At 67.9% G+C, this 25,591-nt stretch carries 20 protein-coding genes; 17 read left to right on the forward strand and 3 right to left on the reverse strand.

The genetic code is table 11. From position 1 onward, the window contains the following. Positions 1 to 48: 48 nt before the first annotated feature. The 12 genes from DFS13_RS24565 (at position 49) to ugpQ (ending at position 12,179) form a co-directional block, all read left to right on the forward strand. Entirely contained in the window at positions 49 to 972 is a 924-nt protein-coding gene (locus tag DFS13_RS24565; RefSeq protein ID WP_043204534.1) for a competence protein ComA, read from the forward strand. After that, positions 969 to 1,613 carry a fimbrial protein gene (locus DFS13_RS24570; RefSeq protein ID WP_111442223.1) on the forward strand — a complete coding sequence of 215 codons (645 nt, stop codon included), beginning with the start codon at positions 969 to 971 and terminating at the stop codon, positions 1,611 to 1,613. Before DFS13_RS24565 ends, DFS13_RS24570 begins: the two co-directional genes overlap by 4 nt. Beyond that, positions 1,610 to 2,476, forward strand: coding sequence for a pilus assembly protein (locus DFS13_RS24575; RefSeq protein ID WP_111442224.1), 867 nt, complete (start codon positions 1,610 to 1,612; stop codon positions 2,474 to 2,476). The genes DFS13_RS24570 and DFS13_RS24575 overlap by 4 nt, the downstream gene beginning before the upstream one ends. After that, positions 2,473 to 4,098 carry a type IV pilus secretin PilQ gene (gene pilQ, locus DFS13_RS24580; protein ID WP_111442225.1) on the forward strand — a complete coding sequence of 542 codons (1,626 nt, stop codon included), beginning with the start codon at positions 2,473 to 2,475 and terminating at the stop codon, positions 4,096 to 4,098. Before DFS13_RS24575 ends, pilQ begins: the two co-directional genes overlap by 4 nt. 40 nt (positions 4,099 to 4,138) lie before the next feature. Next, positions 4,139 to 4,693, forward strand: coding sequence for a shikimate kinase AroK (gene aroK, locus DFS13_RS24585; protein ID WP_034201082.1), 555 nt, complete (start codon positions 4,139 to 4,141; stop codon positions 4,691 to 4,693). After that, on the forward strand, positions 4,690 to 5,769 hold the full coding sequence (gene aroB / locus DFS13_RS24590; protein WP_006481864.1) for a 3-dehydroquinate synthase: 1,080 nt from the start codon (positions 4,690 to 4,692) through the stop codon (positions 5,767 to 5,769). Before aroK ends, aroB begins: the two co-directional genes overlap by 4 nt. A gap of 41 nt (positions 5,770 to 5,810) precedes the next feature. After that, positions 5,811 to 7,019: a deoxyguanosinetriphosphate triphosphohydrolase gene (locus DFS13_RS24595; RefSeq protein WP_006494444.1), complete on the forward strand. Its 1,209-nt coding sequence runs from the start codon at positions 5,811 to 5,813 to the stop codon at positions 7,017 to 7,019. Between the two features lie 88 nt (positions 7,020 to 7,107). Continuing rightward, positions 7,108 to 8,442, forward strand: a complete 1,335-nt coding sequence (gene ugpB / locus DFS13_RS24600; RefSeq protein WP_006481865.1) for a sn-glycerol-3-phosphate ABC transporter substrate-binding protein UgpB — start codon at positions 7,108 to 7,110, stop codon at positions 8,440 to 8,442. A gap of 96 nt (positions 8,443 to 8,538) precedes the next feature. Next, positions 8,539 to 9,423, forward strand: a complete 885-nt coding sequence (gene ugpA, locus DFS13_RS24605) for a sn-glycerol-3-phosphate ABC transporter permease UgpA (RefSeq protein ID WP_006481867.1) — start codon at positions 8,539 to 8,541, stop codon at positions 9,421 to 9,423. Beyond that, positions 9,420 to 10,265, forward strand: coding sequence for a sn-glycerol-3-phosphate ABC transporter permease UgpE (ugpE, locus tag DFS13_RS24610; RefSeq protein WP_006481859.1), 846 nt, complete (start codon positions 9,420 to 9,422; stop codon positions 10,263 to 10,265). The genes ugpA and ugpE overlap by 4 nt, the downstream gene beginning before the upstream one ends. 31 nt (positions 10,266 to 10,296) lie before the next feature. Then, positions 10,297 to 11,382: a sn-glycerol-3-phosphate import ATP-binding protein UgpC gene (locus DFS13_RS24615; RefSeq protein WP_006481861.1), complete on the forward strand. Its 1,086-nt coding sequence runs from the start codon at positions 10,297 to 10,299 to the stop codon at positions 11,380 to 11,382. Positions 11,383 to 11,408: 26 nt separating this feature from the next. Continuing rightward, a complete protein-coding gene (gene ugpQ / locus DFS13_RS24620) occupies positions 11,409 to 12,179 on the forward strand; it encodes a glycerophosphodiester phosphodiesterase (protein ID WP_006491785.1) in 771 nt (256 codons plus the stop codon). A gap of 176 nt (positions 12,180 to 12,355) precedes the next feature. On the opposite strand, the gene DFS13_RS24625 is transcribed toward ugpQ, so the two are convergent. Continuing rightward, positions 12,356 to 13,087 carry an OmpW family protein gene (locus tag DFS13_RS24625; RefSeq protein WP_006490624.1) on the reverse strand — a complete coding sequence of 244 codons (732 nt, stop codon included), beginning with the start codon at positions 13,085 to 13,087 and terminating at the stop codon, positions 12,356 to 12,358. 193 nt (positions 13,088 to 13,280) lie between these two features. Between DFS13_RS24625 and DFS13_RS24630 the strand changes: the two genes are divergently transcribed. The 5 genes from DFS13_RS24630 (at position 13,281) to thpR (ending at position 22,967) form a co-directional block, all read left to right on the forward strand. Continuing rightward, a complete protein-coding gene (locus DFS13_RS24630; RefSeq protein WP_006494443.1) occupies positions 13,281 to 13,994 on the forward strand; it encodes a transposase in 714 nt (237 codons plus the stop codon). A 288-nt stretch (positions 13,995 to 14,282) separates the two neighbouring features. Then, positions 14,283 to 18,986, forward strand: a complete 4,704-nt coding sequence (locus tag DFS13_RS24640; RefSeq protein WP_006490631.1) for a glutamate synthase-related protein — start codon at positions 14,283 to 14,285, stop codon at positions 18,984 to 18,986. Between the two features lie 85 nt (positions 18,987 to 19,071). Next, complete coding sequence (locus DFS13_RS24645) at positions 19,072 to 20,538, forward strand: glutamate synthase subunit beta (RefSeq protein WP_060214769.1); 1,467 nt, start codon at positions 19,072 to 19,074, stop codon at positions 20,536 to 20,538. 375 nt (positions 20,539 to 20,913) lie between these two features. Further along, a complete protein-coding gene (locus DFS13_RS24650; RefSeq protein WP_034201079.1) occupies positions 20,914 to 22,404 on the forward strand; it encodes a sodium:alanine symporter family protein in 1,491 nt (496 codons plus the stop codon). Then, positions 22,401 to 22,967 carry an RNA 2',3'-cyclic phosphodiesterase gene (thpR, locus tag DFS13_RS24655; protein WP_048986853.1) on the forward strand — a complete coding sequence of 189 codons (567 nt, stop codon included), beginning with the start codon at positions 22,401 to 22,403 and terminating at the stop codon, positions 22,965 to 22,967. Before DFS13_RS24650 ends, thpR begins: the two co-directional genes overlap by 4 nt. A 32-nt stretch (positions 22,968 to 22,999) precedes the next feature. Here thpR and DFS13_RS24660 read toward each other — a convergent pair whose 3' ends face one another. Next, on the reverse strand, positions 23,000 to 24,280 hold the full coding sequence (locus DFS13_RS24660) for a D-amino acid dehydrogenase (RefSeq protein ID WP_111442226.1): 1,281 nt from the start codon (positions 24,278 to 24,280) through the stop codon (positions 23,000 to 23,002). A 25-nt stretch (positions 24,281 to 24,305) separates the two neighbouring features. Further along, a complete protein-coding gene (locus DFS13_RS24665; protein ID WP_006482644.1) occupies positions 24,306 to 25,568 on the reverse strand; it encodes an MFS transporter in 1,263 nt (420 codons plus the stop codon). Between the last annotated feature and the right edge of the window lie 23 nt (positions 25,569 to 25,591).

Genomic DNA, 25,591 nt, shown 5'->3' on the forward strand with positions numbered 1-25,591 from the left:
CAGGTCTCGGAAACGCGGCGTGGGTCGCGACGATCTCGGGAGGCTGGGATGGCAGGACGATGGGTGGCGCGGTTTGCACAGGGCAGGCACCGGTCGACGGGAATCGACGTCGGTGCGCACGAGGTGAGGGTGGCCGTGCTGAGCCGGCGCGGCAGGGACGCGGACGTGCGCGTCGAGGGGCTCGAGCGGGAGCCGGTCGGGTTGGCGGGCGGGCCGGAAGACGCACGCTGGGCGGCGGTCGCGCGATCGCTGGCGGCGGCCGTGTCGCGGCTGTCGGCGGCCGAGGTGCGGTGCGACGCGCGCGGCGTGATGGCGCTGCACGATGACGAGATGCGCACCGCGACGCTCGATCTGGCCGGGCGCGGCGACATTCCGGACGCCGCGCGGCAGGCGGCCGAACGCATCTCGGGGCTGGCGCCGGACAGTCTCGCGTTCGACTGGCGGCACTACGGCGGCGTGCGATCCGGCGAGATCGCGGTGGCGGTGGCGCCGCTGGCGTTGCTCGAGCGGCGCATCGACGTGGCCGCGCAGGCCGGTATCGACCTGACCGTGATCGACGGCGAGTCGGCCGCCGTGCTGCGTGCGCTGCGCTATGCCGCGCAGTTCGAACTCGACGCGCAGGGTGCCTACGCCGCGCTGTGGTTCTGCGACGCGGGCGTGCGCGGCTGGCGAATCGAGGGTTCGTCGGCTATCCCGGTGCTGACGCTGTCCGGCACGTTGCCGGAAGCACTGCCCGATGCGTTGCGGCGGCGCGCGCTCGGGGCCGTCCATTGCGTATTCGTCGCCGGGGACGAGCGATGTATCGCCCGCTTCGACACGTCCGTCGCCGAGATCGGCGACGTGCTCGGCACGGCGGTGGTCCCGTTCGACTGCACGGGCTGGGACGGACAGCCGTGCGCGCGCGCCGGCATGCCGGGCGGCCCGGCGTTTGCCGTCGCATTCGGGCTGGCGTTGCGCGGGGTGTGGGAATGACGGCCGCTCACGTGTCGGCAAGCGAAGGCGCGGCGGCGGCCGAGCAGGCGATACTCGGCGACTTCAACCTGCTGCCGTACCGCGAGCGATTGGCGCAGGCCTTGCGGCGTCGCCGGGTCGCGCAGTGCGGTGTGGCGATGCTGCTCGGCGTGCTCGGTGCGGGGCTGTGGACGGGCGCCGCCGTGTTGTCGCGGTGGCGGGTGGATGCCGAGCGCGCCAGCGTGGAGACGCGGCTGCGGCAGTTGCAGCCCCAGGTGGCGGCTGCGACGCGTGCGGTCGATGCCGCCGCCGCCATCGCGCGACGCGACGCACAGGCGGCTGCGCTGGCCGCGCCTTACCGGCGCATGGCGGGGCTGTTGGCGACCTTGAAGCAGGTGCGCGCCGATCGTATCCGGCTCGACGCGCTGCGCATGACGTCGACCGGCGCGGTGCTCGAAGCGCGCGCCGAGAGTTTCCGGGCCGCTGCGCGATGGCTCGCCGCGATGGCGCGCGAGCAGCGCGACTGGCGGATCGATATAGAGACGTTGAAGCCGGCCTCGGATGCGCCGGCTCCCACGGCCGGGATGCCGTTCCGCTTCTCGGTGCAGTTGCGCTGGCACGACCCGACGGCGTCGCGGACGATGTCGGGAGGCGGCGCATGACGACGCTCGTGCATCGGCCGGCGCCGGGTGGCGGCGTCGGGCCAGGCGGCATGCCGCGCGTGTCGCCGGCGGCCGCGCATGCCGCGGGTTGCGTGCTGGCATTCGCGGCCGTGCTGGGCGGCGGCATTCATCTGGCGAATGCGGCCGACTGGAGCGGGCTTGCCCATAGTCGCGCGTTGCTCGCCGCAGCGCAGGCGCGCGCGGCCGACGCGCAACGCGTGCTCGCTTCCGCTGGACAACGACGCGACGGGCATCGTGCGTTGATGCGCGACGATCGTTTGCCGCATGCGCCGGAATGGGCCGCGCTGATGCTGGAACTGGCCGATCTCGCCGCGTCGAGCGGGCTGAGCGGCGTATCGGTCGAACCGCAGCGCGCCGATGGCGCGGCACCGGACGGCCGGCGCACCGTGCACATCGCCGCCGATGGTGGTTTTCGCGCGCTGCTGCACATGGTTGGCGGCCTGGCGCGGTTCCCGGTGCTGGCCGTACCGTCGGCGCTGCGTATCGAGCGTGGCACGTCGGCGGCGCGGGTCGACATGTCCGTCGACGTGTTTTCGGCGCTGCCGGCGACCACGACCGCGGACGGCAACACGCCGGTTCGCGTCGCTGCGCCCGACGCCGATCCGTTCGGCGACGCCGGCGCGGCCGAAGCGGCGGGTCACGCAGCCCGCTTCGCCGGCACGATTCGCGACGCGCGGGCCGGCCTCGCGTTGTTCGACGACGGCGACGGCGCGTTCACGGCCGTCGCGCCTGGCGACGTACTGGGTGCCGCGCGCGTGGTGCGCATCGATCGCGCGGCCGTGACGCTTGCGACGGCGGACGGCTCGCAGCGGCTCGTCCTGGACGACGGAGGTCGGCCATGACGAAACACCGTTGTTGGGTGCTTGCCCTCTGGGCCGGCGTGACGGCGGCCGGCGCAAGCGCGTCGTTGCCGCCGCTGCCGGCGGTCTGGCCCGCCGGGTCGACGGATGTGTCGGTGCCGGGTCTGCCGCTGCGTGTGGCCGACGGCGTGGATAGTGCGGCAACGGAAGACGCCGGCCCGCCACCGTTCGATCATGCGGCGCGCGCGGCACGGCAGACGGAAACCGCCGCACCGGGCCCCGCGCTGGAGGGACCGCCGATCCCGCTGGCGCCGCCGGCCCGGATGAGCGACGCCGCGGCCCGCCAACCGGGCGATGCGGACGACGCACGGCGGATCTCGCTGAATCTGCAGGGCGTCGGGCTCGCGGCGGCATTCGACGCGATCGCGCGGTTCACCGGGCTCAATATCGTCGTCGGCGAGCAGGTGCGCGGCACGGTCACGTTGCGTCTGAACAATGTTCGCTGGCGCGAGGCGTTCGACACGCTGCTCGACATGCACGGGCTTGCGATGTCCCGGCGCGGCAACGTGATCTGGGTCACGCCGGCAGCCGAGCTGGCTGCGCGCGAACGCGAGCGCTTCGACATGCACGCGCGGGCCGCCGATCTCGAGCCGCTGGCGAGCCGTACCTTCATGCTGCACTATCCGCGCGCGCAGGACGTACAACGGCTGCTGGCCGGCGCGACCGGCCAGCGCCTGCTGTCGAAGCGCGGCGCCGCGGCGGCCGATCCGCGGACCAACCTGCTGTTCGTCACCGATCTCGCACCGCGTATCGTGCAGATCGCCGGCCTGATCGACGCGATCGACCGGCCGTCGCGGCAGGTCCGGATCGAGGCCCGCATCGTCGAAGGCGAGCAGGGTTTCTCGCGCAACCTCGGCGCACGTGTCGCGCTGCGTGCGCAGGGGCGGCCGCCGTCAGCCGAGGGCACGTCGTTCACGGCGGACGCGCGCAACGCGCTCGACCTTGCCGCGCGGCCGCTCGGCGGTTTCGACGCGGCCACCGCCGGCTTCACGCTGTTCGCCGCGCCGCTCAGCCGCGTACTCGACATCGAGCTCAGCGCGCTGGAGGCGCAGGGCCGGGGCCAGATTGTTTCGCGTCCGCGGGTGGTCACGGCCGATCGCGTCAAGGCCATCGTCGAACAGGGTTCCGAGCTGCCGTACCAGGCGAAGGTCGGCAATGGCATGAGCGGCGTGCAGTTCCGCCGCGCGACGCTCAAGCTGGAGGTCGAGCCGCAGATCACGCCGGACGGGCGCGTGGTGCTCGATCTCGACGTGACCAAGGACAGCGTCGGCGAGCCGACCGCGGCCGGCCCCGCCATCCATACGAAGCATGTGCAGACGCGCGTCGAGGTCGAGAATGGCGGGACGGTCGCGATCGGCGGTATCTATGAACAACTGAACCGGAACGATGTGACGCGCGTGCCGCTCTTGGGCAAAATACCCATTCTGGGCGCGCTTTTCCGGCACCGCGCGCAGCGCGACCAGCGCAATGAACTGGTCGTCTTCATCACGCCGACCGTCGTCGATCCGCGGTGCGGCGCACCCGGCGCGGGCGACGAGGATGCCGAGAAAACGGGGCCGGAAGCCGCCGACGCAGGCTCGACAAGGCAGCCGCTTTGCCAGTAAGCTGCGCCACACACCAGCAAGATTGAAGCAGAGGAAGCCGTTGCAAGCGCGGGACCCACATGCAAACGTATTTTTCGTCGGCCTTATGGGAGCGGGTAAGACCACCGTGGGCCGTGCGGTCGCGCGTCGTCTCGACAGGACGTTCTTCGACTCCGACCACGAAATCGAGGCCCGTACGGGCGCGCGCATCCCGGTGATCTTCGAACTGGAGGGCGAGGCCGGGTTTCGCGACCGCGAAACGCAGGTGATCGCCGATCTCACGCAGCGCGAGAACATCGTGCTCGCGACGGGCGGCGGCGCGGTGCTGCGCCCGGAAAATCGCGACAGCCTGAAAACCAACGGCATCGTCGTCTACCTGCGCGCCAATCCGCACGATCTATGGCTGCGCACGCGCAAGGACAAGAATCGCCCGCTGTTGCAGACGGACGATCCGAAGGGGCGTCTCGAAGCGCTGTACGAAGTGCGCGACCCGCTGTACCGCGAATGCGCGGATTTCGTCATCGAGACCGGCCGTCCGTCGGTCAACGGTCTCGTCAACATGGTGCTGATGCAACTCGAACTGGCCGGCGTCATCGCCAAGCCGCTACAAGCATGATTACTGTCAACGTCGATCTGGGCGACCGCGCCTATCCGATTCATATTGGCGCCGGCCTGATCGGCCGCACCGAGCTGTTCGCGCCCCACATCAAGGGTTCGTCCGTCACGATCGTCACGAACACGACGGTCGATCCGCTCTATGGCGACGCGCTGCGCGCGGCGCTCGCGCCGCTCGGCAAGCGCGTGTCGACGGTCGTGCTGCCGGACGGCGAGGCGTACAAGAACTGGGAAACGCTGAACCTGATCTTCGACGGCCTGCTGACGGACCACGCCGATCGCAAGACGACGCTCGTCGCGCTCGGCGGCGGCGTGGTCGGCGACATGACCGGTTTTGCCGCCGCGTGCTACATGCGCGGCGTGCCGTTCATCCAGGTGCCGACGACGCTGCTGTCGCAGGTCGATTCGTCCGTCGGCGGCAAGACGGGCATCAACCACCCGCTCGGCAAGAACATGATCGGCGCGTTCTACCAGCCGCAGGCCGTGATCGCGGACATCGGCGCGCTGACGACGCTGCCCGATCGCGAGCTGGCGGCCGGCGTCGCCGAAGTCATCAAGACCGGCGCGATCGCCGATGCCGAGTTCTTCGACTGGATCGAGGCGAACGTCGAGGCGCTGAACCGTCGCGAGCCCGCCGCGCTCGCGCATGCAGTGAAGCGTTCGTGCGAGATCAAGGCGAGCGTCGTCGCGGCCGACGAACGCGAAGGCGGCCTGCGCGCGATCCTGAACTTCGGCCACACGTTCGGCCATGCGATCGAGGCCGGGCTCGGCTACGGCGAATGGCTGCACGGCGAAGCGGTCGGCTGCGGGATGGTGATGGCGGGCGACCTGTCGGTGCGGCTCGGCCTCCTCGACGAAGCATCGCGGCAGCGCCTCGATGCGGTGATCGCGGCCGCACATCTGCCGACCCGCGCGCCCGCGCTCGGCGATGCGCGCTACATGGACCTGATGCGCGTCGACAAGAAGGCCGAGGCCGGCGCGATCAAGTTCATCCTGCTGAAGCGATTCGGCGATACGCTGATCACGCAGGCGCCGGACGAAGCGGTATTCGCTACACTGGCGCAGACGACCCGCTAACGGCGGCCCGGATGCGCCGGCGCCCCTGACATGGAGGAGACGTGAGCGAGACATCCAGCAGCACATTGCCCGAAGCCAGCCGCGCATCCGCTGCGCCGGTGGCCGAGCCGCCGACGCTGGCGGCGCTGGAAGCCCATCTTGCTCCGTATGCCGCGCACGCGTCGCAGTCGCGCGGCCGCCGCCATCCTGAAACGCCGCCGGCGGCGCGCACCGAATTCCAGCGTGATCGCGATCGGATCGTCCACTCGACCGCGTTTCGCCGGCTCGAATACAAGACGCAGGTCTTCGTCAATCACGAAGGCGACCTGTTCCGCACCCGCCTCACGCACAGCCTCGAAGTCGCGCAGATCGCGCGCTCGGTCGCGCGCAACCTGCGCCTGAACGAGGATCTCGTCGAAGCGATCTCGCTCGCGCACGACCTCGGCCATACGCCGTTCGGCCATGCCGGGCAGGACGCGCTGAATGCGTGCATGCGCGAGCACGGCGGCTTCGAGCACAACCTGCAGAGCCTCGCCGTGGTCGACGAGCTCGAGGAGCACTACGGCGCGTTCAACGGGTTGAACCTGTGCTTCGAGACGCGCGAAGGCATCCTGAAGCACTGCTCGCGCGAGAATGCGCGCAAGCTCGGCGCGCTCGGCGAGCGCTTCCTGCAGGGCCGCCAGCCGTCGCTCGAAGCTCAGCTCGCGAACATCGCCGATGAAATCGCGTATAACAACCACGACGTCGACGACGGCCTGCGCTCCGGCCTGATCACGATCGAGCAGCTCGCGGAAGTCGAGCTGTGGCAGCGTCACTACGAAGCGGCGCTCGCCGAATTCCCGCACCTCGAAGGCCGCCGTCTCGTGCACGAGACGGTGCGCCGCATCATCAACACGCTGATCGTCGACCTGATCGACGAGACGACGCGCAATCTTGCCCGCGTCGCGCCCGCATCGCTCGACGACGTGCGCGCCGCGCCGCCGCTCGTGTCGCACAGCCCGGCAGTCGCCGCGCAGGCCGCCGCGCTCAAGCGCTTCCTCTTCAAGAACCTGTATCGCCATTACAAGGTGATGCGCATGGCGAGCAAGGCGCAACGCGTCGTCACGGGGCTGTTCGACGCGTTCATCGACGATCCGCGCCTGCTGCCGCCGCCGTACCAGTCCGACGACGCGGCGCAGCAGCCGCGTCTCGTCGCGCACTACATCGCCGGCATGACCGACCGCTTCGCGCTGAAGGAATATCAGCGCCTGTTCGTCATCAGCGACAACTGACTGTCATAAACGATCACTAGACTTCGCCGGTTCAATGGCGACGGGAATGTTGCACACGCTGTTGGTAACGTTTTCATAGGAGAGGTCGATGAAGAAGAAGCCTGCGGGGACACTGGTTCGTTCGATCGCGCTCGGCGGCGCGCTGATGTTCGGGGCGCAGCACGTCGCGCTCGCCGCGACGGAAATTCAGTTCTGGCATGCGATGGAGGCTGCGCTCGGCGAGCGGGTCAACGCGATCGCCGACCAGTTCAACGCGTCGCAAAGCGACTACAAGATCGTGCCGGTCTTCAAGGGCACTTACGACCAGGCACTCGCGGCGGGCATCGCGGCCTATCGCAGCGGCAACGCGCCGGCGATCCTCCAGGTCTACGAAGTCGGCACGGCGACGATGATGCAGGCGAAGAAGGCGGTCGTGCCGGTCTACGACGTGTTCAAGCAGGCGGGCGTGACGCTCGACGAGAAGGCGTTCGTGCCGACCATCGCGAGCTACTACAGCGATGCGAAGACGGGCCACCTCGTGTCGATGCCGTTCAACAGCTCGACGCCGGTGCTGTACTACAACAAGGATGCGTTCAAGAAGGCGGGCCTCGATCCGAACCAGCCGCCGAAGACGTGGGCCGACGTGAAGGCCGATGCCGAGAAGCTGCGCAAGGCGGGGATGGCGTGCGGCTTCACGACCGGCTGGCAGGGCTGGATCCAGCTCGAAAACTACAGCGCGTGGCACGGGCTGCCGTTCGCGAGCCGCAACAACGGCTTCGATGGCACCGACGCCGTGCTCGAGTTCAACAAGCCGCAGCAGATCGCGCACCTCTCGTTCCTCCAGCAGATGGCGAAGGACGGCACGTTCACGTACGCGGGCCGCAAGGACGAAGCGTCGGCGAAGTTCTACAGCGGCGACTGCGGGATCCTGACGACGTCGTCCGGCGCGCTCGCGAACGTGCAGAAGTTCGCGAAGTTCAGCTACGGCACGGGGATGATGCCGTACGACGCGAACGTGAAGGGCGCGCCGCAGAACGCGATCATCGGCGGCGCGAGCCTGTGGGTGCTGGCCGGCAAGGATCCGGCGACCTACAAGGGCGTCGCGAAATTCCTCGCGTACCTGGCTTCGCCCGCCGTCGCCGCGAAGTGGCATCAGGACACCGGCTACCTGCCGGTCACGACCGCCGCGTACGACCTGACGCGCCAGCAGGGCTTCTATGCGAAGAACCCGAGCGCCGAAACCGCGATCAAGCAGATGCTGAACAAGCCGCCGCTGCCGTACACGAAGGGGCTGCGCCTGGGCAACATGCCGCAGATCCGCACGGTCGTCGACGAGGAGTTCGAACAGGTCTGGGCGCAGAAGAAGGCGCCGAAGGACGCGCTCGATTCGGCCGCGTCGCGCGGCGACGAACTGCTGCGCCGCTTCGAGAAGTCGGGCGGCTGAGCGCGCATCGCTGCGTGCCGCCGGCGGTGTCGCGCGCCAGCGCGTGCCGTCCGGCGGTGCGGTTTCCTTTCCGTTTCGCCTGACCGGATATCCGCGATGCAATCCCGTTCCCGTTTCGGTACGAGCCCGGTGCCGTACCTGCTGATCGCGCCGCAGCTCGCGATCACCGCCGTGTTCTTCCTGTGGCCGGCCGGCGTCGCGCTGTGGCAGTCCACGCAGATGCAGGACGCGTTCGGCACGTCGAGCGAATTCGTCGGCTTCGCGAACTTCACGCACCTGTTCGCCGATCCGCTGTATCTCGATTCGTTCCGCACGACCCTCGTGTTCAGTTCGCTCGTCACGGTGAGCGGGCTCGTCGTGTCGCTGCTGCTCGCCGCGTGCGCCGACCGCGTGATCCGCGGCGCGCGCGCGTACCGCACGCTGCTGATCTGGCCGTACGCGGTCGCGCCGACGATCGCCGCCGTGCTGTGGGCGTTCCTGTTCAACCCGAGCATCGGCCTGATCACGTATGCGCTCGCGAAGGGCGGCATCGTGTGGAACCACGCGCTGAACGGCGGGCAGGCGATGTTCCTCGTCGTGCTGGCGTCGGTGTGGAAGCAGGTGAGCTACAACTTCCTGTTCTTCTACGCGGGGCTGCAGGCGATTCCGCGCTCGCTGATCGAGGCGGCGGCGATCGACGGCGCGGGGCCGGTGCGGCGCTTCTTCAACATCGTGCTGCCGCTGCTGTCGCCGACGAGCTTCTTCCTGCTGGTCGTGAACCTCGTCTACGCGTTCTTCGACACGTTCCCGGTGATCGACGCGGCCACCGGCGGCGGCCCGGCGCAGAGCACCAAGACGCTGATCTACAAGATCTTCGCGGAGGGCTTCCAGGGGCTCGACATCGGCAGTTCGGGCGCGCAGTCGGTCGTGCTGATGATCATCGTCGTGGGGCTTACGGTGATCCAGTTCCGCTTCGTCGAACGCAGGGTGCAATACGCATGATCGAGAATCGCAAGGGCTTCGACCTGTTCTGCCACGCGGTGCTGATCGCGGGCGTCGTGCTGATCGTGTTCCCCGTCTACGTCGCGTTCTGCGCGGCGACGATGAACGCGCAGGAAGTGTTCACGGTGCCGCTGTCGCTGGTGCCGAGCACGCACCTGTTCGAGAACATCGCGTACATCTGGGGGCACGGCAGCGGCGGCACGACGGCGCCGTTCGGCCGCCTGCTCGTGAACAGCTTCGCGATGGCGCTCGGCATCGCGGTCGGCAAGATCGCGGTGTCGATCCTGTCCGCGTATGCGATCGTCTACTTCCGCTTCCCGTTTCGCAACACGGCGTTCTGGCTGATCTTCGTCACGCTGATGCTGCCGGTGGAAGTGCGGATCTTCCCGACCGTGCAGGTCGTGTCGACGCTGCACCTGACGAACACCTACGCGGGGCTCACGATGCCGCTGATCGCATCGGCGACCGCGACGTTCCTGTTCCGCCAGTTCTTCATGACGCTGCCCGACGAGTTGATGGACGCGGCGCGCATCGACGGCGCGGGGCCGCTGCGCTTTTTCTGGGACGTGGTGCTGCCGCTGTCGAAGACGAGCATCGCCGCGCTGTTCGTGATCACGTTCATCTACGGCTGGAACCAGTATCTGTGGCCGATCCTGATCACGACGGAGGCGTCGCTGTCGACGGCGGTGGTGGGCATCAAGACGATGATCGCGAGCGGCGACGCCGCGACCGAATGGCAATACGTGATGGCGGCGACGCTGCTGGCGATGATTCCGCCGCTCGTCGTCGTGCTGGCGATGCAGCGCTGGTTCGTGCGCGGCCTCGTCGATTCCGAGAAATGAACGACCGACGTAACCGGGAGAAGGACCAGGTATGGCTGCGCTGAGCTTGAAGGGCGTCAGGAAATCCTACGACGGCAAGCAGCACGTGCTGCATGGCATCGACGTGGAGATCGCCGACGGCGAATTCATCGTGCTGGTCGGCCCGTCGGGCTGCGGCAAGTCGACGTTGCTGCGGATGATCGCGGGTCTCGAGACCGTGACGGACGGCGAGATCGCGATCGGCGACCGGGTCGTCAACACGCTGGAGCCGAAGGACCGCGACATCGCGATGGTGTTCCAGAACTATGCGCTGTATCCGCACATGACGGTCGCGCAGAACATGGGCTACGGGCTGAAGATCCGCGGGATCGAGCGCGCGACGATCGATGCGCGGGTGGCGGCGGCCGCGAAGATCCTCGAGCTCGAGCCGCTGCTCGCGCGGCGGCCGCGCGAGCTGTCGGGCGGCCAGCGGCAGCGCGTCGCGATGGGGCGCGCGATCGTGCGCGAACCGTCGGTGTTCCTGTTCGACGAGCCGTTGTCGAACCTCGACGCGAAGCTGCGCGTGCAGATGCGGCTCGAGATCCAGCGGCTGCACGCGCGGCTCGCGACGACGAGTGTGTACGTGACGCACGACCAGATCGAGGCGATGACGCTCGCGCAGCGGGTGATCGTGATGAACCGCGGCTACGCGGAGCAGATCGGTGCGCCGGTCGACGTGTACGAGAAGCCGGCGACCGTGTTCGTCGCGGGCTTCATCGGCTCGCCCGCGATGAACCTGATGCACGGCCGGCTGTCGGAAGACGGCGCGACCTTCACGGTCGCGGGCGGCGGCCCCGCGCTGCCGGTCGCCGGCGCACCGGGCATCGGCAGCGAGATCGCCACCGGGCGCGACTGGGTACTCGGCGTGCGTCCCGAACACATGACGCCGCAGCCGGGCGTCGCGCAGGCGACGCTGCCGGTCGATTCGTGCGAGCTGCTCGGCGCGGACAATCTCGCGCACGGCCGCTGGGGCAACCACGACGTCGCGGTGCGCCTGCCGCACGCCGACCGCCCGGCGCGCGGCACGGCGCTGGCGGCGGCGCTGCCCGCGCACCGGCTGCATTTCTTCGATCCCGAAACCGGCAAGCGGGCCGGCTGAAACCGTTTGACTGCGGGAGACCGACGATGACGATCCGTACCGACTGGCCCTATCCGCGCGTCGTCGCCCATCGCGGCGGCGGCACGCTCGCACCGGAGAACACGCTGGCCGCGCTCGACGAGGGCGCGCGGCGCGGTCACCGGATGGTCGAGTTCGACGCGAAGCTGTCGGCCGACGACGTGACCTTCCTGCTGCACGACGACACGGTCGACCGGACCTCGAACGGTCACGGAGCGGCGGCGGGCATGCGTTATGCGGCGCTGGCCGCGCTCGACGCGGGCGCGTGGCGCGACGCGCGTTTCGCGGGCGAACGGATGCCGACGCTCGAGGCGGCGGCGGCGCGCTGCATCGCGCACGGGCTGGCCGCGAACGTCGAGATCAAGCCGTGCCCGGGGCGCGAGCGCGAAACCGGGCAGCGCGTGGCGGCCGATGCGGCCGCGTACTGGCGCGATGCCGCCGTGGCGCCGCTGCTGTCGTCGTTCTCGTTCGACGCGCTGCGGCAGGCGCGCGCGACGGCGCCGGCACTGCCGCGCGGGATGCTCTACGAAGTCGTGCCGGACGACTGGCATGCGCAGGTCATCGATGCGCTCGACTGCGTATCGTTGCATGCAGACCACACTCGGCTCGACGAATCCCTGGTGCGTGCGATCAAGGCCGCCGGATTGCGCATCCTGGTTTACACGGTGAATGACCTCGAACGGGCGCGCGAACTGGCGCGTTGGGGCGTCGACGCGGTCTGCACGGACCGCATCGACCTGATCGCGCCCGACGCGCTGGACGATATCGACGTCGTCTGACGGCCACGGCCGCGGCGGCGTCCGGTAAAACCCTTGCGCCGAACGTGCCTGACGCGAAAAAACGACGCCCCGACGGGATTTCCGTCGGGGCGTTTTGCATCGTGGAGACGTTACGCCAGGAAAAATCCGCTACAAATTGCAGCAGGATTAACCATTCCCCAAATATTCGACTACGCTTAGAAGCGGTAGCCGACGTTCAGGTACGTCACGATCGGGTTCAGCGAGATGTGGGCCTTCGACGTTTCCGTCAGCGTACCGACCGGGGTCCGGCGCGCCGTCGTGAAGGTCGCGGTCACGCTGACCGGGATGTACGACATCGAGAAGCCGGCGAACCAGTGCTTCGTGAAGTTGTACGTGAAGCCGGCGTTGAACACGGGCGCCCACTGGTTGCTGGTCGTGGCGCTGGTCGGGCCGCCGAGCACGCCGTTCTCGAACGTGCTGTTCGTGATCTTCGCGCCGGTGAACCAGATATACGTCGCGCCGACGCCGACATACGGACGGAACTTCGCGTTGGCGTCGTTGAAGTAGTACTTGAGGAGGAGCGCAGGGCTCCACTGGTACGCGCGGCCAAGCGTACCGAACTTCGAGAACTGGCCCTTGCCGGTGATGTCGAACTTCGGCGGGATGCCGGCGATGAACTCGGTGGCGATATGGTCGGTCACGAAGTAACCGGTCGCCAGCGCGAGCGTGTCGGCATCGCTGATGCCGGCGCCGGTGTTGGGAATCGACTGATTGACGGGCGTGCCGCCTACGCCGTAGACGAACAGCGGGTCGCTGCTGTCCTGCGGCGCAAGGTGCAGCCAGCCGGTGCTGACGTAGAAATCACCTGCGGATTGTGCATGTGCCGTACCGCCCGCGAACGTGAATGCGAGCGCTGCGGCCCCCGTAATGGCCAGTTTTCGTTTCATTGTGTCTCCTCCGATCAAAGGCGTGCTCATTATGACGACTGCGTTTAAAACCAAACAAGCTCGTAAGTTAGAGTTTTCTCCCTAGGATTCGCACGACCGTACGCTTACGCGCGCCGCTGGGGCAGGCATTCTACGCAGGTGCGCATTTTCGGACCTCCGGGTATTTCCTAACGCGTTCAAACGGACATTCAGCATGGCACGGTTAGCACGACTCTACGTTCCCGACCAGCCGCAGCACGTGATACTGCGCGGCCTGGATCAGCAACCCGCGTTCGTCGACGACCAGGACTACGAACTCTTCATCGATTGCCTGAAGGCCGCCGCACGCGATCATCACCTGGCGGTACACGCCTACGTGCTGCTGCCGCGCCAGGTGCAACTCCTCGTGACACCGAGCGACGAGGCGAGCCTGCCGAAGGCGATGCAGGCCGTCGGCCGTCGCTACGTCGCGCATTTCAACCGGCGCTATTCGCGGCGCGGCACGTTGTGGGAAGGCCGCTATCGCGCGACCGTGATCGAAGGCGAGCGCTATTTCCTGCTCGCGAGCCGCGTGGTCGAGATGAGCCCGGTGCGCTCGCAGCTCGTCGCGACGCCCGAGGCCTATCGCTGGTCGAGCTACCGGCATCACGTCGGGCTCACCGTCGACAGCCTGATCACCGACCATCCGCTCTACTGGGCGCTCGGCAACACGCCGTTCGACCGCCAGCGGGCGTACAAGGAGCTGTGCGAACAGCCGCTCGACGAGCGGCAGGCCGATCAGCTGCAGCAGGCCACGCTGAAGGGGTGGGTGCTCGGCGGCGAGAATTACCGCGAGTGGGCGGCGCGCACCGCGAACCGGCGCGTCTCGCCGTTGCCGCGCGGGCGCCCCAGAAAGGTGCGTGAAAACACGCCGCCGATCCAGCAGTAACGCCGGAAAGGCGGGCCAGAAGCGGCGCGGCGGGCGCCGCTTCTTTTTGCACCAAAACGATACGGCCCCAATAAAACAGCACCAGATCGAGGCATTCGTTTAATTGGGGTTCGATCAAGCGGTTTTTGTTGCTATTCCCTTGATTCGTCGCGTATATTCCGAATTCCGGTGGCCCGGGCGAAGCCTGCCCAACCACTGTCGGCCGTGCCGTCTCCTGTCGGGAGCGGGCTCGACGGCAACAAGAAAACGGTTCAACGGCCTCCAGGCCCCCTTTACGACGGTGTCCCCATGAACGACCACCAGCAGCCGCTCGCCGCGGTGCCCGCCGCACAAGGTCTGTACGACCCGCAAAACGAACACGACGCCTGCGGCGTCGGCTTCGTCGCTCACATCAAGGGCAAGAAGAGCCACGAGATCATCCAGCAGGGTCTGAAGATCCTCGAGAACCTCGATCACCGCGGCGCGGTCGGCGCCGATCCGCTGATGGGCGACGGCGCGGGCATCCTGATCCAGATTCCGGACGCGTTCTATCGCGAGGAAATGGCGAAGCAGGGCGTGAACCTGCCGCCGGCCGGCGAATATGGGGTCGGGATGATCTTCCTGCCGAAGGAGAACGCGTCGCGTCTCGCGTGCGAGCAGGAGCTCGAGCGTACGGTGAAGGCCGAAGGCCAGGTCGTGCTCGGCTGGCGCGACGTGCCGGTCGACCATGCGATGCCGATCTCGCCGACGGTCAAGGCGAGCGAGCCGCTGATCCGCCAGATCTTCATCGGTCGCGGCAAGGACATCATGGTGACGGACGCGCTCGAGCGGAAGCTGTACGTGATCCGCAAGACCGCGAGCCACCGCATCCAGGCGCTGAAGCTCAAGCACGGCAAGGAATACTTCGTGCCGTCGATGTCGGCGCGCACCGTCGTCTACAAGGGGCTGCTGCTGGCCGGCCAGGTCGGCGTGTACTACCGTGACCTGCAGGACGAGCGCGTCGTGTCGGCGCTCGCGCTCGTGCACCAGCGCTTCTCGACCAACACGTTCCCGGCGTGGGAACTGGCTCACCCGTACCGGATGATCGCGCACAACGGCGAGATCAACACCGTGAAGGGCAACGTGAACTGGCTGAACGCGCGTACCGGCGCGATCGCGTCGCACGTGCTCGCCGACGATCTGCCGAAGCTGTGGCCGCTGATCTACCCGGGCCAGTCGGATACCGCATCGTTCGACAACTGTCTCGAACTGCTGGTGATGGCCGGCTACCCGCTCGTGCACGCGGTGATGATGATGATCCCGGAAGCGTGGGAACAGCACACGCTGATGGACGAGAACCGCCGCGCGTTCTACGAATACCACGCCGCGATGATGGAGCCGTGGGACGGCCCGGCCGCGATCGCGTTCACCGACGGTCGCCAGATCGGCGCGACGCTCGACCGTAACGGCCTGCGCCCGGCGCGCTACATCGTCACCGACGACGACCTCGTCATCATGGCGTCGGAAGCCGGCACGCTGCCGATCCCCGAATCGAAGATCGTCAAGAAGTGGCGCCTGCAGCCGGGCAAGATGTTCCTGATCGACATGGAACACGGCCGCATCATCGACGACAAGGAACTGAAGGACAACCTCGCGAACGCGAAGCCGTACAAGAGCTGGATCGACGCGGTGCGCATCAAGCTCGACGAGATCGAGCCGAAGGCCGAGGAAGTCGCGGCCGGCCGCACGCAGGGCGCCGCGCTGCTCGACCGCCAGCAGGCGTTCGGCTATACGCAGGAAGACCTGAAGTTCCTGATGGCGCCGATGGCGGCGCAGGGTGAGGAAGCCGTCGGTTCGATGGGCAACGATTCGCCGCTCGCGGTGATGTCGAACAAGAACAAGACGCTCTATCACTACTTCAAGCAGCTGTTCGCGCAGGTCACGAACCCGCCGATCGACCCGATCCGCGAGAACATGGTCATGTCGCTCGTGTCGTTCATCGGCCCGAAGCCGAACCTGCTCGACACCAACAACATCAACCCGCCGATGCGTCTCGAAGTGTCGCAGCCGGTGCTCGACTTCAAGGACATCGCGAAGATCCGCGCGATCGACCAGTACACGGGCGGCAAGTTCAGCGCGTACGAACTGAACATCTGCTATCCGGTCGCGTGGGGCAAGGAAGGCATCGAGGCGCGCCTCGCGTCGCTGTGCGCGGAAGCCGTCGACGCGGTGAAGTCGGGCTACAACATCCTGATCGTGTCGGACCGCAAGACGGACGCCGAGCACGTCGCGATTCCGGCGCTGCTCGCCACGTCGGCGATCCACACGCACCTCGTGCAGCAAGGGCTGCGCACGAGCACGGGCCTCGTCGTCGAGACGGGTTCCGCGCGTGAGACGCACCACTTCGCGCTGCTCGCGGGCTACGGCGCGGAAGCCGTGCACCCGTACCTCGCGATGGAAACGCTCGCGAAGATGGCCGAAGGGCTGCCGGGCGACCTGTCGCCGGAGAAGGCCGTCTACAACTTCACGAAGGCGGTCGGCAAGGGCCTGCAGAAGGTGATGTCGAAGATGGGCATCTCGACGTACATGTCGTACACGGGCGCGCAGATCTTCGAAGCGCTCGGCCTGTCGAGCGACCTCGTCGAGAAGTACTTCAAGGGCACCGCGTCGAAGGTCGGCGGCATCGGCCTGTTCGAGGTCGCGGAAGAAGCGATCCGCCTGCACCGCGACGCGTTCGGCGACAACCCGGTCCTGCGCGACATGCTCGACGCGGGCGGCGAGTACGCGTACCGCGTGCGCGGCGAAGACCACATGTGGACGCCGGATTCGATCGCGAAGCTGCAGCACGCGACGCGCAGCAACTCGTACCAGACGTACAAGGAATACGCGCACCTGATCAACGACCAGACCAAGCGTCACATGACGTTCCGCGGCCTGTTCGAGTTCAAGGTCGAGCCGACCAAGGCGATCCCGATCGACGACGTCGAGCCGGCGAAGGAGATCGTCAAGCGCTTCGCGACCGGCGCGATGTCGCTCGGGTCGATCAGCACCGAGGCGCATGCGACGCTCGCGATCGCGATGAACCGGATCGGCGGCAAGTCGAACACCGGTGAAGGCGGCGAGGACGAGAAGCGCTATCGCAACGAACTGCGCGGCATTCCGATCAAGTCGGGCGAGACGCTGAAGTCGGTGATCGGCGACGAGATCGTCAGCGACATCGCGCTGAAGGACGGCGATTCGCTGCGCTCGAAGATCAAGCAGGTCGCGTCGGGGCGCTTCGGCGTCACCGCCGAGTACCTGGCATCGGCCGACCAGATCCAGATCAAGATGGCGCAGGGCGCGAAGCCGGGCGAAGGCGGCCAGCTGCCGGGCCACAAGGTGTCGGAATACATCGGCAAGCTGCGTTACTCGGTGCCGGGCGTCGGCCTGATCTCGCCGCCGCCGCACCACGACATCTACTCGATCGAGGATCTGGCGCAGCTGATCCACGACCTGAAGAACGTGAACCCGAGCGCGAGCATCTCCGTGAAGCTCGTGTCGGAAGTGGGCGTGGGCACGGTCGCGGCCGGTGTCGCGAAGGCGAAGGCCGATCACGTCGTGATCGCCGGCCACGACGGCGGCACGGGCGCATCGCCGCTGTCGTCGGTCAAGCACGCCGGCACGCCGTGGGAACTCGGCCTCGCCGAAACGCAGCAGACGCTGGTGCTGAACCGCCTGCGCGGCCGTATCCGCGTGCAGGCCGACGGCCAGATGAAGACGGGCCGCGACGTCGTGATCGGCGCGCTGCTCGGCGCGGACGAATTCGGCTTCGCGACGGCGCCGCTCGTCGTCGAGGGCTGCATCATGATGCGCAAGTGCCACCTGAACACGTGCCCGGTCGGCGTCGCGACGCAGGATCCGGTGCTGCGTGCGAAGTTCAAGGGCCAGCCCGAGCACGTCGTGAACTACTTCTTCTTCGTCGCCGAGGAAGTGCGCGAGATCATGGCGCAGCTCGGCGTCGCGAAGTTCGACGACCTGATCGGCCGCGCCGATCTGCTCGATACGCGCAAGGGCATCGAGCACTGGAAGGCGAAGGGCCTCGACTTCTCGCGTGTGTTCTACCAGCCGGAAGAGTGCGAGGACGTCGCGCCGCGTCACGTCGACGTGCAGGATCACGGCCTCGAGCGCGCGCTCGACCACGTGCTGATCGAGAAGGCGAAGGCCGCGATCGAGAACGGCGAGCATGTGTCGTTCATCCAGCCGGTGCGCAACGTGAACCGCACGGTCGGCGCGATGCTGTCGGGCGTGATCGCGAAGAAGCACGGCCACGACGGCCTGGCCGACGACGCGGTGCACATCCAGCTGAAGGGCACGGCCGGCCAGAGCTTCGGCGCGTTCCTCGCGAAGGGCGTGACGCTCGACCTCGTCGGCGACGGCAACGACTACGTCGGCAAGGGCCTGTCGGGCGGCCGGATCATCATCCGTCCGACCAACGACTTCCGCGGCAAGTCCGAGGAAAACATCATCTGCGGCAACACGGTGATGTACGGCGCGATCGAAGGCGAAGCGTTCTTCCGCGGCGTGGCCGGCGAGCGCTTCTGCGTGCGCAACTCGGGCGCGACGGCGGTCGTCGAAGGCACGGGCGACCACGGCTGCGAATACATGACGGGCGGTACGGTCGTCGTGCTCGGCGAGACGGGGCGCAACTTCGCGGCCGGCATGTCGGGCGGCCTCGCGTACATCTACGATCCGGAAGGCACGTTCGCGGCCAAGTGCAACAAGTCGATGGTCGCGCTCGAGCCGGTGCTGCAGCAGGCCGAGCAGGAGCGCACGGTCGACCGCGCACTCTGGCACGCCGGCACGACGGACGAAGCGCTGCTCAAGGGGCTCGTCGAGCGTCATTTCCAGTTCACGGGTTCGCCGCGCGCGAAGTCGCTGCTGGAAAACTGGGACGCGGCGCGCCGCCAGTTCGTGAAGGTGTTCCCGCACGAATACAAGCGCGCGCTGGGCGAGATCGGTGCGAAGAAGGCGGCGAAGGAAGTGCTGGCCGCCTGAGCGACGAACGACATAGCGAATGCCGCGCGCGCCTGATGGCCGCGCGCGGCTCCCCCACCCGATACACCGAACAGAAGAGCACCTTATGGGCAAGGCAACCGGTTTTCTGGAGTTCGAACGCCGCCACGAGGCGTACGAAGCACCGCTCACGCGCGTGAAGCACTACAAGGAATTCGTCGCGGCGCTGACCGACGCGGACGCGAAGGTCCAGGGCGCGCGCTGCATGGATTGCGGCATCCCGTTCTGCAACAACGGCTGCCCGGTCAACAACATCATCCCGGACTTCAACGATCTCGTTTACCGCCAGGACTGGCAGCAGGCGATCGAAGTCCTGCACTCGACCAACAACTTCCCGGAATTCACGGGCCGCATCTGCCCGGCGCCGTGCGAAGCGGCCTGCACGCTCGGGATCAACAACGATCCGGTCGGCATCAAGTCGATCGAGCACGCGATCATCGACAAGGCCTGGGCGGAAGGCTGGGTGAAGCCGCTGCCGGCCGAACACAAGACGGGCAAGAAGGTCGCGGTCGTCGGTTCGGGCCCCGCGGGCCTCGCTGCCGCGCAGCAGCTCGCGCGTGCGGGCCACGACGTGACGGTGTTCGAGAAGAACGACCGCATCGGCGGCCTGCTGCGTTACGGGATTCCCGACTTCAAGCTGGAGAAGTGGCTGATCGATCGCCGCATGCGCCAGATGGAAGCGGAAGGCGTGACGTTCCGTACCAGCGTGTTCATCGGCAAGGAGCCGCTGCCCGAATCGATCGGCAGCCTCGCGAAGGAAACCATCTCGCCGGACACGCTGAAGGAAGAATTCGACGCGGTCGTGATCGCCGGCGGTTCGGAAACGCCGCGCGACCTGCCGGTGCCGGGCCGCGAGCTCGCGGGCGTCCATTTCGCGATGGATTTCCTGCCGCAGCAGAACCGCGTGAACGCGGGCGACAAGCTCGCCGACCAGCTGCTCGCGAAGGGCAAGCACGTGATCGTGATCGGCGGCGGCGATACGGGTTCGGACTGCGTCGGCACGTCGAACCGTCACGGCGCGAAGCAGGTCACGCAGTTCGAGCTGCTGCCGCAGCCGCCGGAAGAGGAAAACAAGCCGCTCGTGTGGCCGTACTGGCCGATCAAGCTGCGCACGTCGTCGTCGCACGAGGAGGGCTGCGAGCGTGACTGGGCGGTCGCGACGAAGCGTCTCGAAGGCAAGAACGGCAAGGTCGAGAAGCTGATCGCGGTGCGTGTCGAGTGGAAGGACGGCAAGATGCAGGAAGTGCCGGGTTCCGAGTTCGAGATGAAGGCCGATCTCGTGCTGCTCGCGATGGGCTTCACGCAGCCGGCCGCGCCGGTGCTCGACGCGTTCGGCGTCGCGAAGGATGCGCGCGGCAATGCACGCGCGACGACCGAAGGCGACCGTTCGTACTACACGTCGGTCGACAAGGTGTTCGCGGCAGGCGACATGCGTCGCGGCCAGTCGCTCGTGGTGTGGGCGATCCGCGAAGGCCGCCAGTGCGCGCGCTCGGTCGATGCGTACCTGATGGGCCATTCGGAACTGCCGCGCTGAGCTGAATCGCGCGAGCGGGTTTCGACGAAAGCCGGGCGTCCGAGAGGGCGCCCGGTTTTTTTATGGCTGCGTGCGGTCGATATCGTTGCCGCGGCGTCGGCCCGGATGGTCGGGGCGCAAGCATTCGAAGCGCCCTGACGCTCACCGGCGGGTGCCGGGCGAGCGTGAACCGGTCGGCCGGGCCCGCAGCGGCGACGCATCGGCGCCCCGCATTTTCGCGAAGCGTCGTCTAACCTGATGACATTCGGCCTCGATTTTTCGTCATCTCAATTCCTTTCGTTTTGTAATAATCCTTGAAAACTGTCATATCATGTCGCCCCTCGGGCCGCGTTCGCGGTCGCCGCACATGACTGACCCTATTTACAAGGACTCTGGATGGAAGCATTCGTGCATGGGCTGATCGACGCCGTCAATGGCGTGTTGTGGAACTACGTGCTGATCGCGCTGCTGCTCGGCGCCGGTGCGTGGTTCACGTTGCGGTTCCGGATGATTCAGCTGAAGGCGCTGCTCCTCAGCATGAAGCTGGTCGGCAGCAAGGGCGAACCGGGCAGCATCTCGTCGTTCCAGGCGTTCGCGACCGGGCTCGCGAGCCGCGTCGGCACCGGCAACATCGCCGGCGTCGCGGTCGCGCTGACGGTCGGCGGGCCGGGCGCGATCTTCTGGATGTGGATGACCGCGCTGGTCGGGATGTCGTCCGCGTTCGTCGAGGCGACGCTCGCGCAGATCTTCAAGGTATCGCACCCGGACGGCAGCTATCGCGGCGGCCCCGCGTACTACATCCAGACGGGCCTGCGCTCGCGCGGCTTCGGTGTGCTGTTCTCGCTGTCGCTGATCCTCGCGTTCGGCTTCGTGTTCAACGCGGTACAGGCCAATGCGATCGCCGATGCATTCCATACGTCGTTCGGCTGGCGTCGCGAGACGGTCGGCCTCGGTCTCGTGCTGCTGTCCGCGCCGATCATCTTCGGCGGCATCCGCCGCATCGCGACGGTCGCGCAGGTGATCGTGCCGCTGATGGCGATCGGCTACCTCGCGCTCGCGGTCTACGCGGTCGCGACGCACATCACGCTGGTGCCCGGCGTGATCGCGTTGATCGTGAAGAGCGCGTTCGGCCTCGAGCAGGCGGCCGGCGGCCTGACCGGCTACGCGGTCAGCCAGGCGATCGCGATCGGCGTGAAGCGCGGGCTGTTCTCGAACGAGGCGGGGATGGGCAGCGCGCCGAACGCGGCCGCGACCGCGAGCACGCGCCACCCCGTCACGCAGGGGTTGATCCAGATGCTCGGCGTGTTCGTCGACACGATCGTGATCTGCAGCGCGACCGCATTCGTGATCCTGCTGTCGGGCCAGTACGAACTCGGCACCGGGATGGAGGGCGCGGCGCTCACGCAGCGCGCGATCTCGAGCCACGTCGGCGACTGGGGCGGCATCTACATGGCCGTCGCGATCTTCTTCCTCGCGTTCTCGTCGGTGATCGGCAACTACGCGTATGCGGAAGGCAACGTCGAATTCATCACGAAGCGGCGCGGCGTGCTGCCGCTGTTCCGCATCGCCGTGCTCGGCATGGTGATGTTCGGCAGCGTCGGGCAACTGCCGCTCGTGTGGGCGATGGCCGATACGAGCATGGGCTTGATGGCGATCATCAACCTGATCGCGATCCTCGCGCTCGGCAGGTACGCGCACGCCGCATGGGCCGACTATCGCCGCCAGCGCGCGGCCGGCGTCGCCGATCCGGTGTTCACGCGCAACACGATCCCCGAACTCGCGCGCGTGCTGCCGGCCGACGTGTGGGGCGAGCACGGCCCGCTGCCGCAGCGTCCGCCGTCGGCCGACGCGGTGGCCGAAGTGCGCGTGACGGTGCGCGAGTCATGAACGGCGACCGGCTCCGTGCGTTCGTCGCGCTGATGCCCGATGCGGCATCGCGCGACGCGCTGCACGCGTTGCCGGTCACCCGTGGCGCGCGGCGCCCGCCGCCCGCGCAACTGCACATGACGCTCGCGTTCATCGGCGCAATCGAGCGGGAACGGTGCGACGCGCTGGCCGCGCACCTGCCGGCGCTCGCGGCCGCGCATGCGTTGCCGCCGATGCCGGTCGAGCGGATCGCGTGGTGGCCGAGCCTGCCGCGCGCGAGGCTGATCGTCGCGGAACTCGCGGTCGATGCTGCGTGCGTCGCGCTGAATGCGGGGCTGGCCGCGCTGCTGCGCGAACTCGGCGTGCCGGCCGACCGCCGGCCGTTCCGGCCGCACGTGACGCTCGCGCGGCTGCCGCACGATGCGGTCGGCCAGCCCGCGCACGGCGGCGCGCCGGGGCGGCCCGTCGACGTGCGTGTCGAAGCGCTGACGCTGTTCGAAAGCCGGCTGTCGCATGAAGGCGTGTCGCATCGGCCGATCGTGTCGGTGCCGATCGCGCGTGCGGACGACAGCGTCGGCGCGTAGGGCGCGTCCGCAAGCCTGTCCCTGGCGCGGCCCTAGCGGTCGTAGCGCGCGAGCGTCAGGCCCGCCAGATCGATCTCCGGCGCGCGCCCGGTGACGAGATCCGCGACCACCTTTCCCGAACCCATCGACATGGCCCAGCCCGTCGAGCCGTGGCCGACGTTGAGCCAGAGGCCGTCGATGCCGCTCGCGCCGAGCAGTGGCGGTCCGTCGGGCGTCATCGGCCGGCGGCCGACCCAGAAACGCGCCGACGCGCGATCGGCCGCATGCGGAAACCAGTCGTCGAGCACCTTCATCAGCGTGTCGAGCGCCTGCTGCCGCAGCGCCGCGTGGCGATTGCCGAGCTCCGCGGTGCCGGCGACGCGCAGCGTCGGGCCGAAGCGCGTGATCGCCGTCTTCAGCGATTCGTCCATCAGCGCGGCGCATGGGGCCTTTTCATCGTCGACGACCGCGAGCGTGGCCGAGTAGCCCTTCACCGGATACAGCGGCACGTCGATGCCGAGCGGTCGCAGCAGGCCCGCGCTGTCGACGCCGAGTGCGACGACGATCGCATCGGCGGCGAGCAGCGCATCGCGTCGGGCGGCGCCCGCGTCGAGCGAGTCGATCCGCACGCCGCGCACCTCGCCGCCCGCGACATCGAGCGCTCGAATCGCGGTGCGAAACCGGAACGTCACGCCGTTCGCTTCGCACAGCGCCCGCAGTTCTCGCGTGAAGCGTGCGCAGTCGCCCGCTTCGTCGTCGGGCAGGTAGATGCCGCCGACGGGCGCCTGCCGCGCCCAGCGCAGGCCTGGCTCGATCGCGGTGCAGCCGGCCGCGTCGAGTTCGCGAAACGCGATGCCGGCATCGCGCAGCACCTTCAGCGCGGGCTGCACCATCTCGACGTCGAACGCGCTGCGCAGCAGTTGCAGGTAGCCGCGGCTCGCGCCGTAGTCGAACGGATAACGGTCGCGAAACGCATGCAGGCACGCGCGGCTGTAATACGCGATGCGCTGCATCCGCTGCTTGTTCACGCGGAACCGCTCGAATTCGCATTCGCGCAGCCAGCGCGCGATCCAGCGCCACTGCGCGGCGTCGAGCGTCGGCCGGAAGATCAGCGGCGACGCAGGCTTGAACAGGTACTTGAGGATCTTGCCGGGCATCCCGGGCGCGGCCCACGGCGTCACGTAGCCGGGCGCGATCACGCCCGCGTTGCCGAGGCTCGTCGCTTGCGCGACGTCGGCCTCGCGTTCGATCACGGTGACGTCGCAGCCTGCTTCGCGCAGGTGCCAGGCGGTGGTGACGCCGATCACGCCGGCGCCGAGAACGATCACGTGCATGCGGTGTCCGGAACGGGGCGGTGGCTCACGACGCGATGGCCGGATCGTCGGCGAGCGACTTGCCGCGCGTTTCCGGCAGCACGAGCGCCGCGACGATCACGAGCAGGTAGCCGCCGCCCGCGACGAGGCCGATCGCCTTCACGAGCGACATCGATTGCGACAGCGCGCCGACGAGGATCGGGAAGAACGAGCCGAGCCCGCGGCCGAGGTTGTAGCAGAAGCCCTGGCCCGAGCCGCGGATCGCGCCCGGATACAGCTCCGACAGATACGCGCCGACGCCCGCGAAGATGCCCTGCACGACGATGCCGAGCGGAAAGCCGAGCAGCAGCATCGCGGTATCGGTGATCGGCAGCATCGTGTACGCCATGCCGAGCGAGAACGAGCCGACCGCGAACAGGATGAACGACGCACGGCGGCCGAGCCGGTCAGAGAGCATCGCGCCGACCACGTAGCCGACGAACGAACCGACGATCAGCACGACCAGATAGCCGCTCGTGTTGAACACCGACAGATGGCGCACGGTTTTCAGATAGGTGGGCAGCCACGTCGTGATCGCGTAGTAGCCGCCGAGCATGCCGGTGCACAGCGCGCTGCCGAACAGCGTCGCGCGCAGGTGCGGCGGCGAGAAGATCTCGAGGAAGTGGCCCGACACGCGGCCTTCGTCGCGCGCGCGGCGGGTGGCCGTATAGATGTCGGGATCGCTGACGTTGCGGCGGATGTACAGGATCCACAGGGCGGGCACGATGCCGATCCAGAAGCACGCGCGCCACGCGATCTGCTCGGGCAGCAGCGCGAAGAACGCCCAGTAAAGGATCGCGGCCGCGCCCCAGCCGAACGACCAGCTGCTCTGCACGGTGCCGACGGCCTTCGCGCGATGCTCGGGCGAGCGGATCGTCTCGGCCATCATGATCGTCACGACCGACCATTCGCCGCCGAAGCCGAAACCCTGCAGCGTGCGCGTCGCGAGCAACTGCCAGAACGAATGCGTGAAGCCGGACAGGCACGTGAACAGCGCGAACGTCGCGATCGTCCACTGCAGCATGCGCACGCGGCCGTAGCGGTCGGCGAGGATGCCGGCGACCCAGCCGCCGATCGCCGACGAGATCAGCGAACTGGTCGCGATCATCCCGGCCTCGCTCTTCGTCATGCCCCAGGTGGCGATCAGCGTCGGAATCAGGAACGAATAGATCATGAAGTCGAACGCGTCGACCGCATAGCCGCCGAATCCGGCGTACAGCGTCCGGCGCTCGCGCGTCGACAATTCGTTGAACCACTGGAATGCCTGCATGCTTGTCGCCCCCTCTCGTCTTG

Origin of the sequence: Burkholderia sp. 28_3 (genome assembly GCF_003253915.1) — a bacterium.
GTDB classification, from domain to species: Bacteria; Pseudomonadota; Gammaproteobacteria; order Burkholderiales; family Burkholderiaceae; genus Burkholderia; species Burkholderia cenocepacia.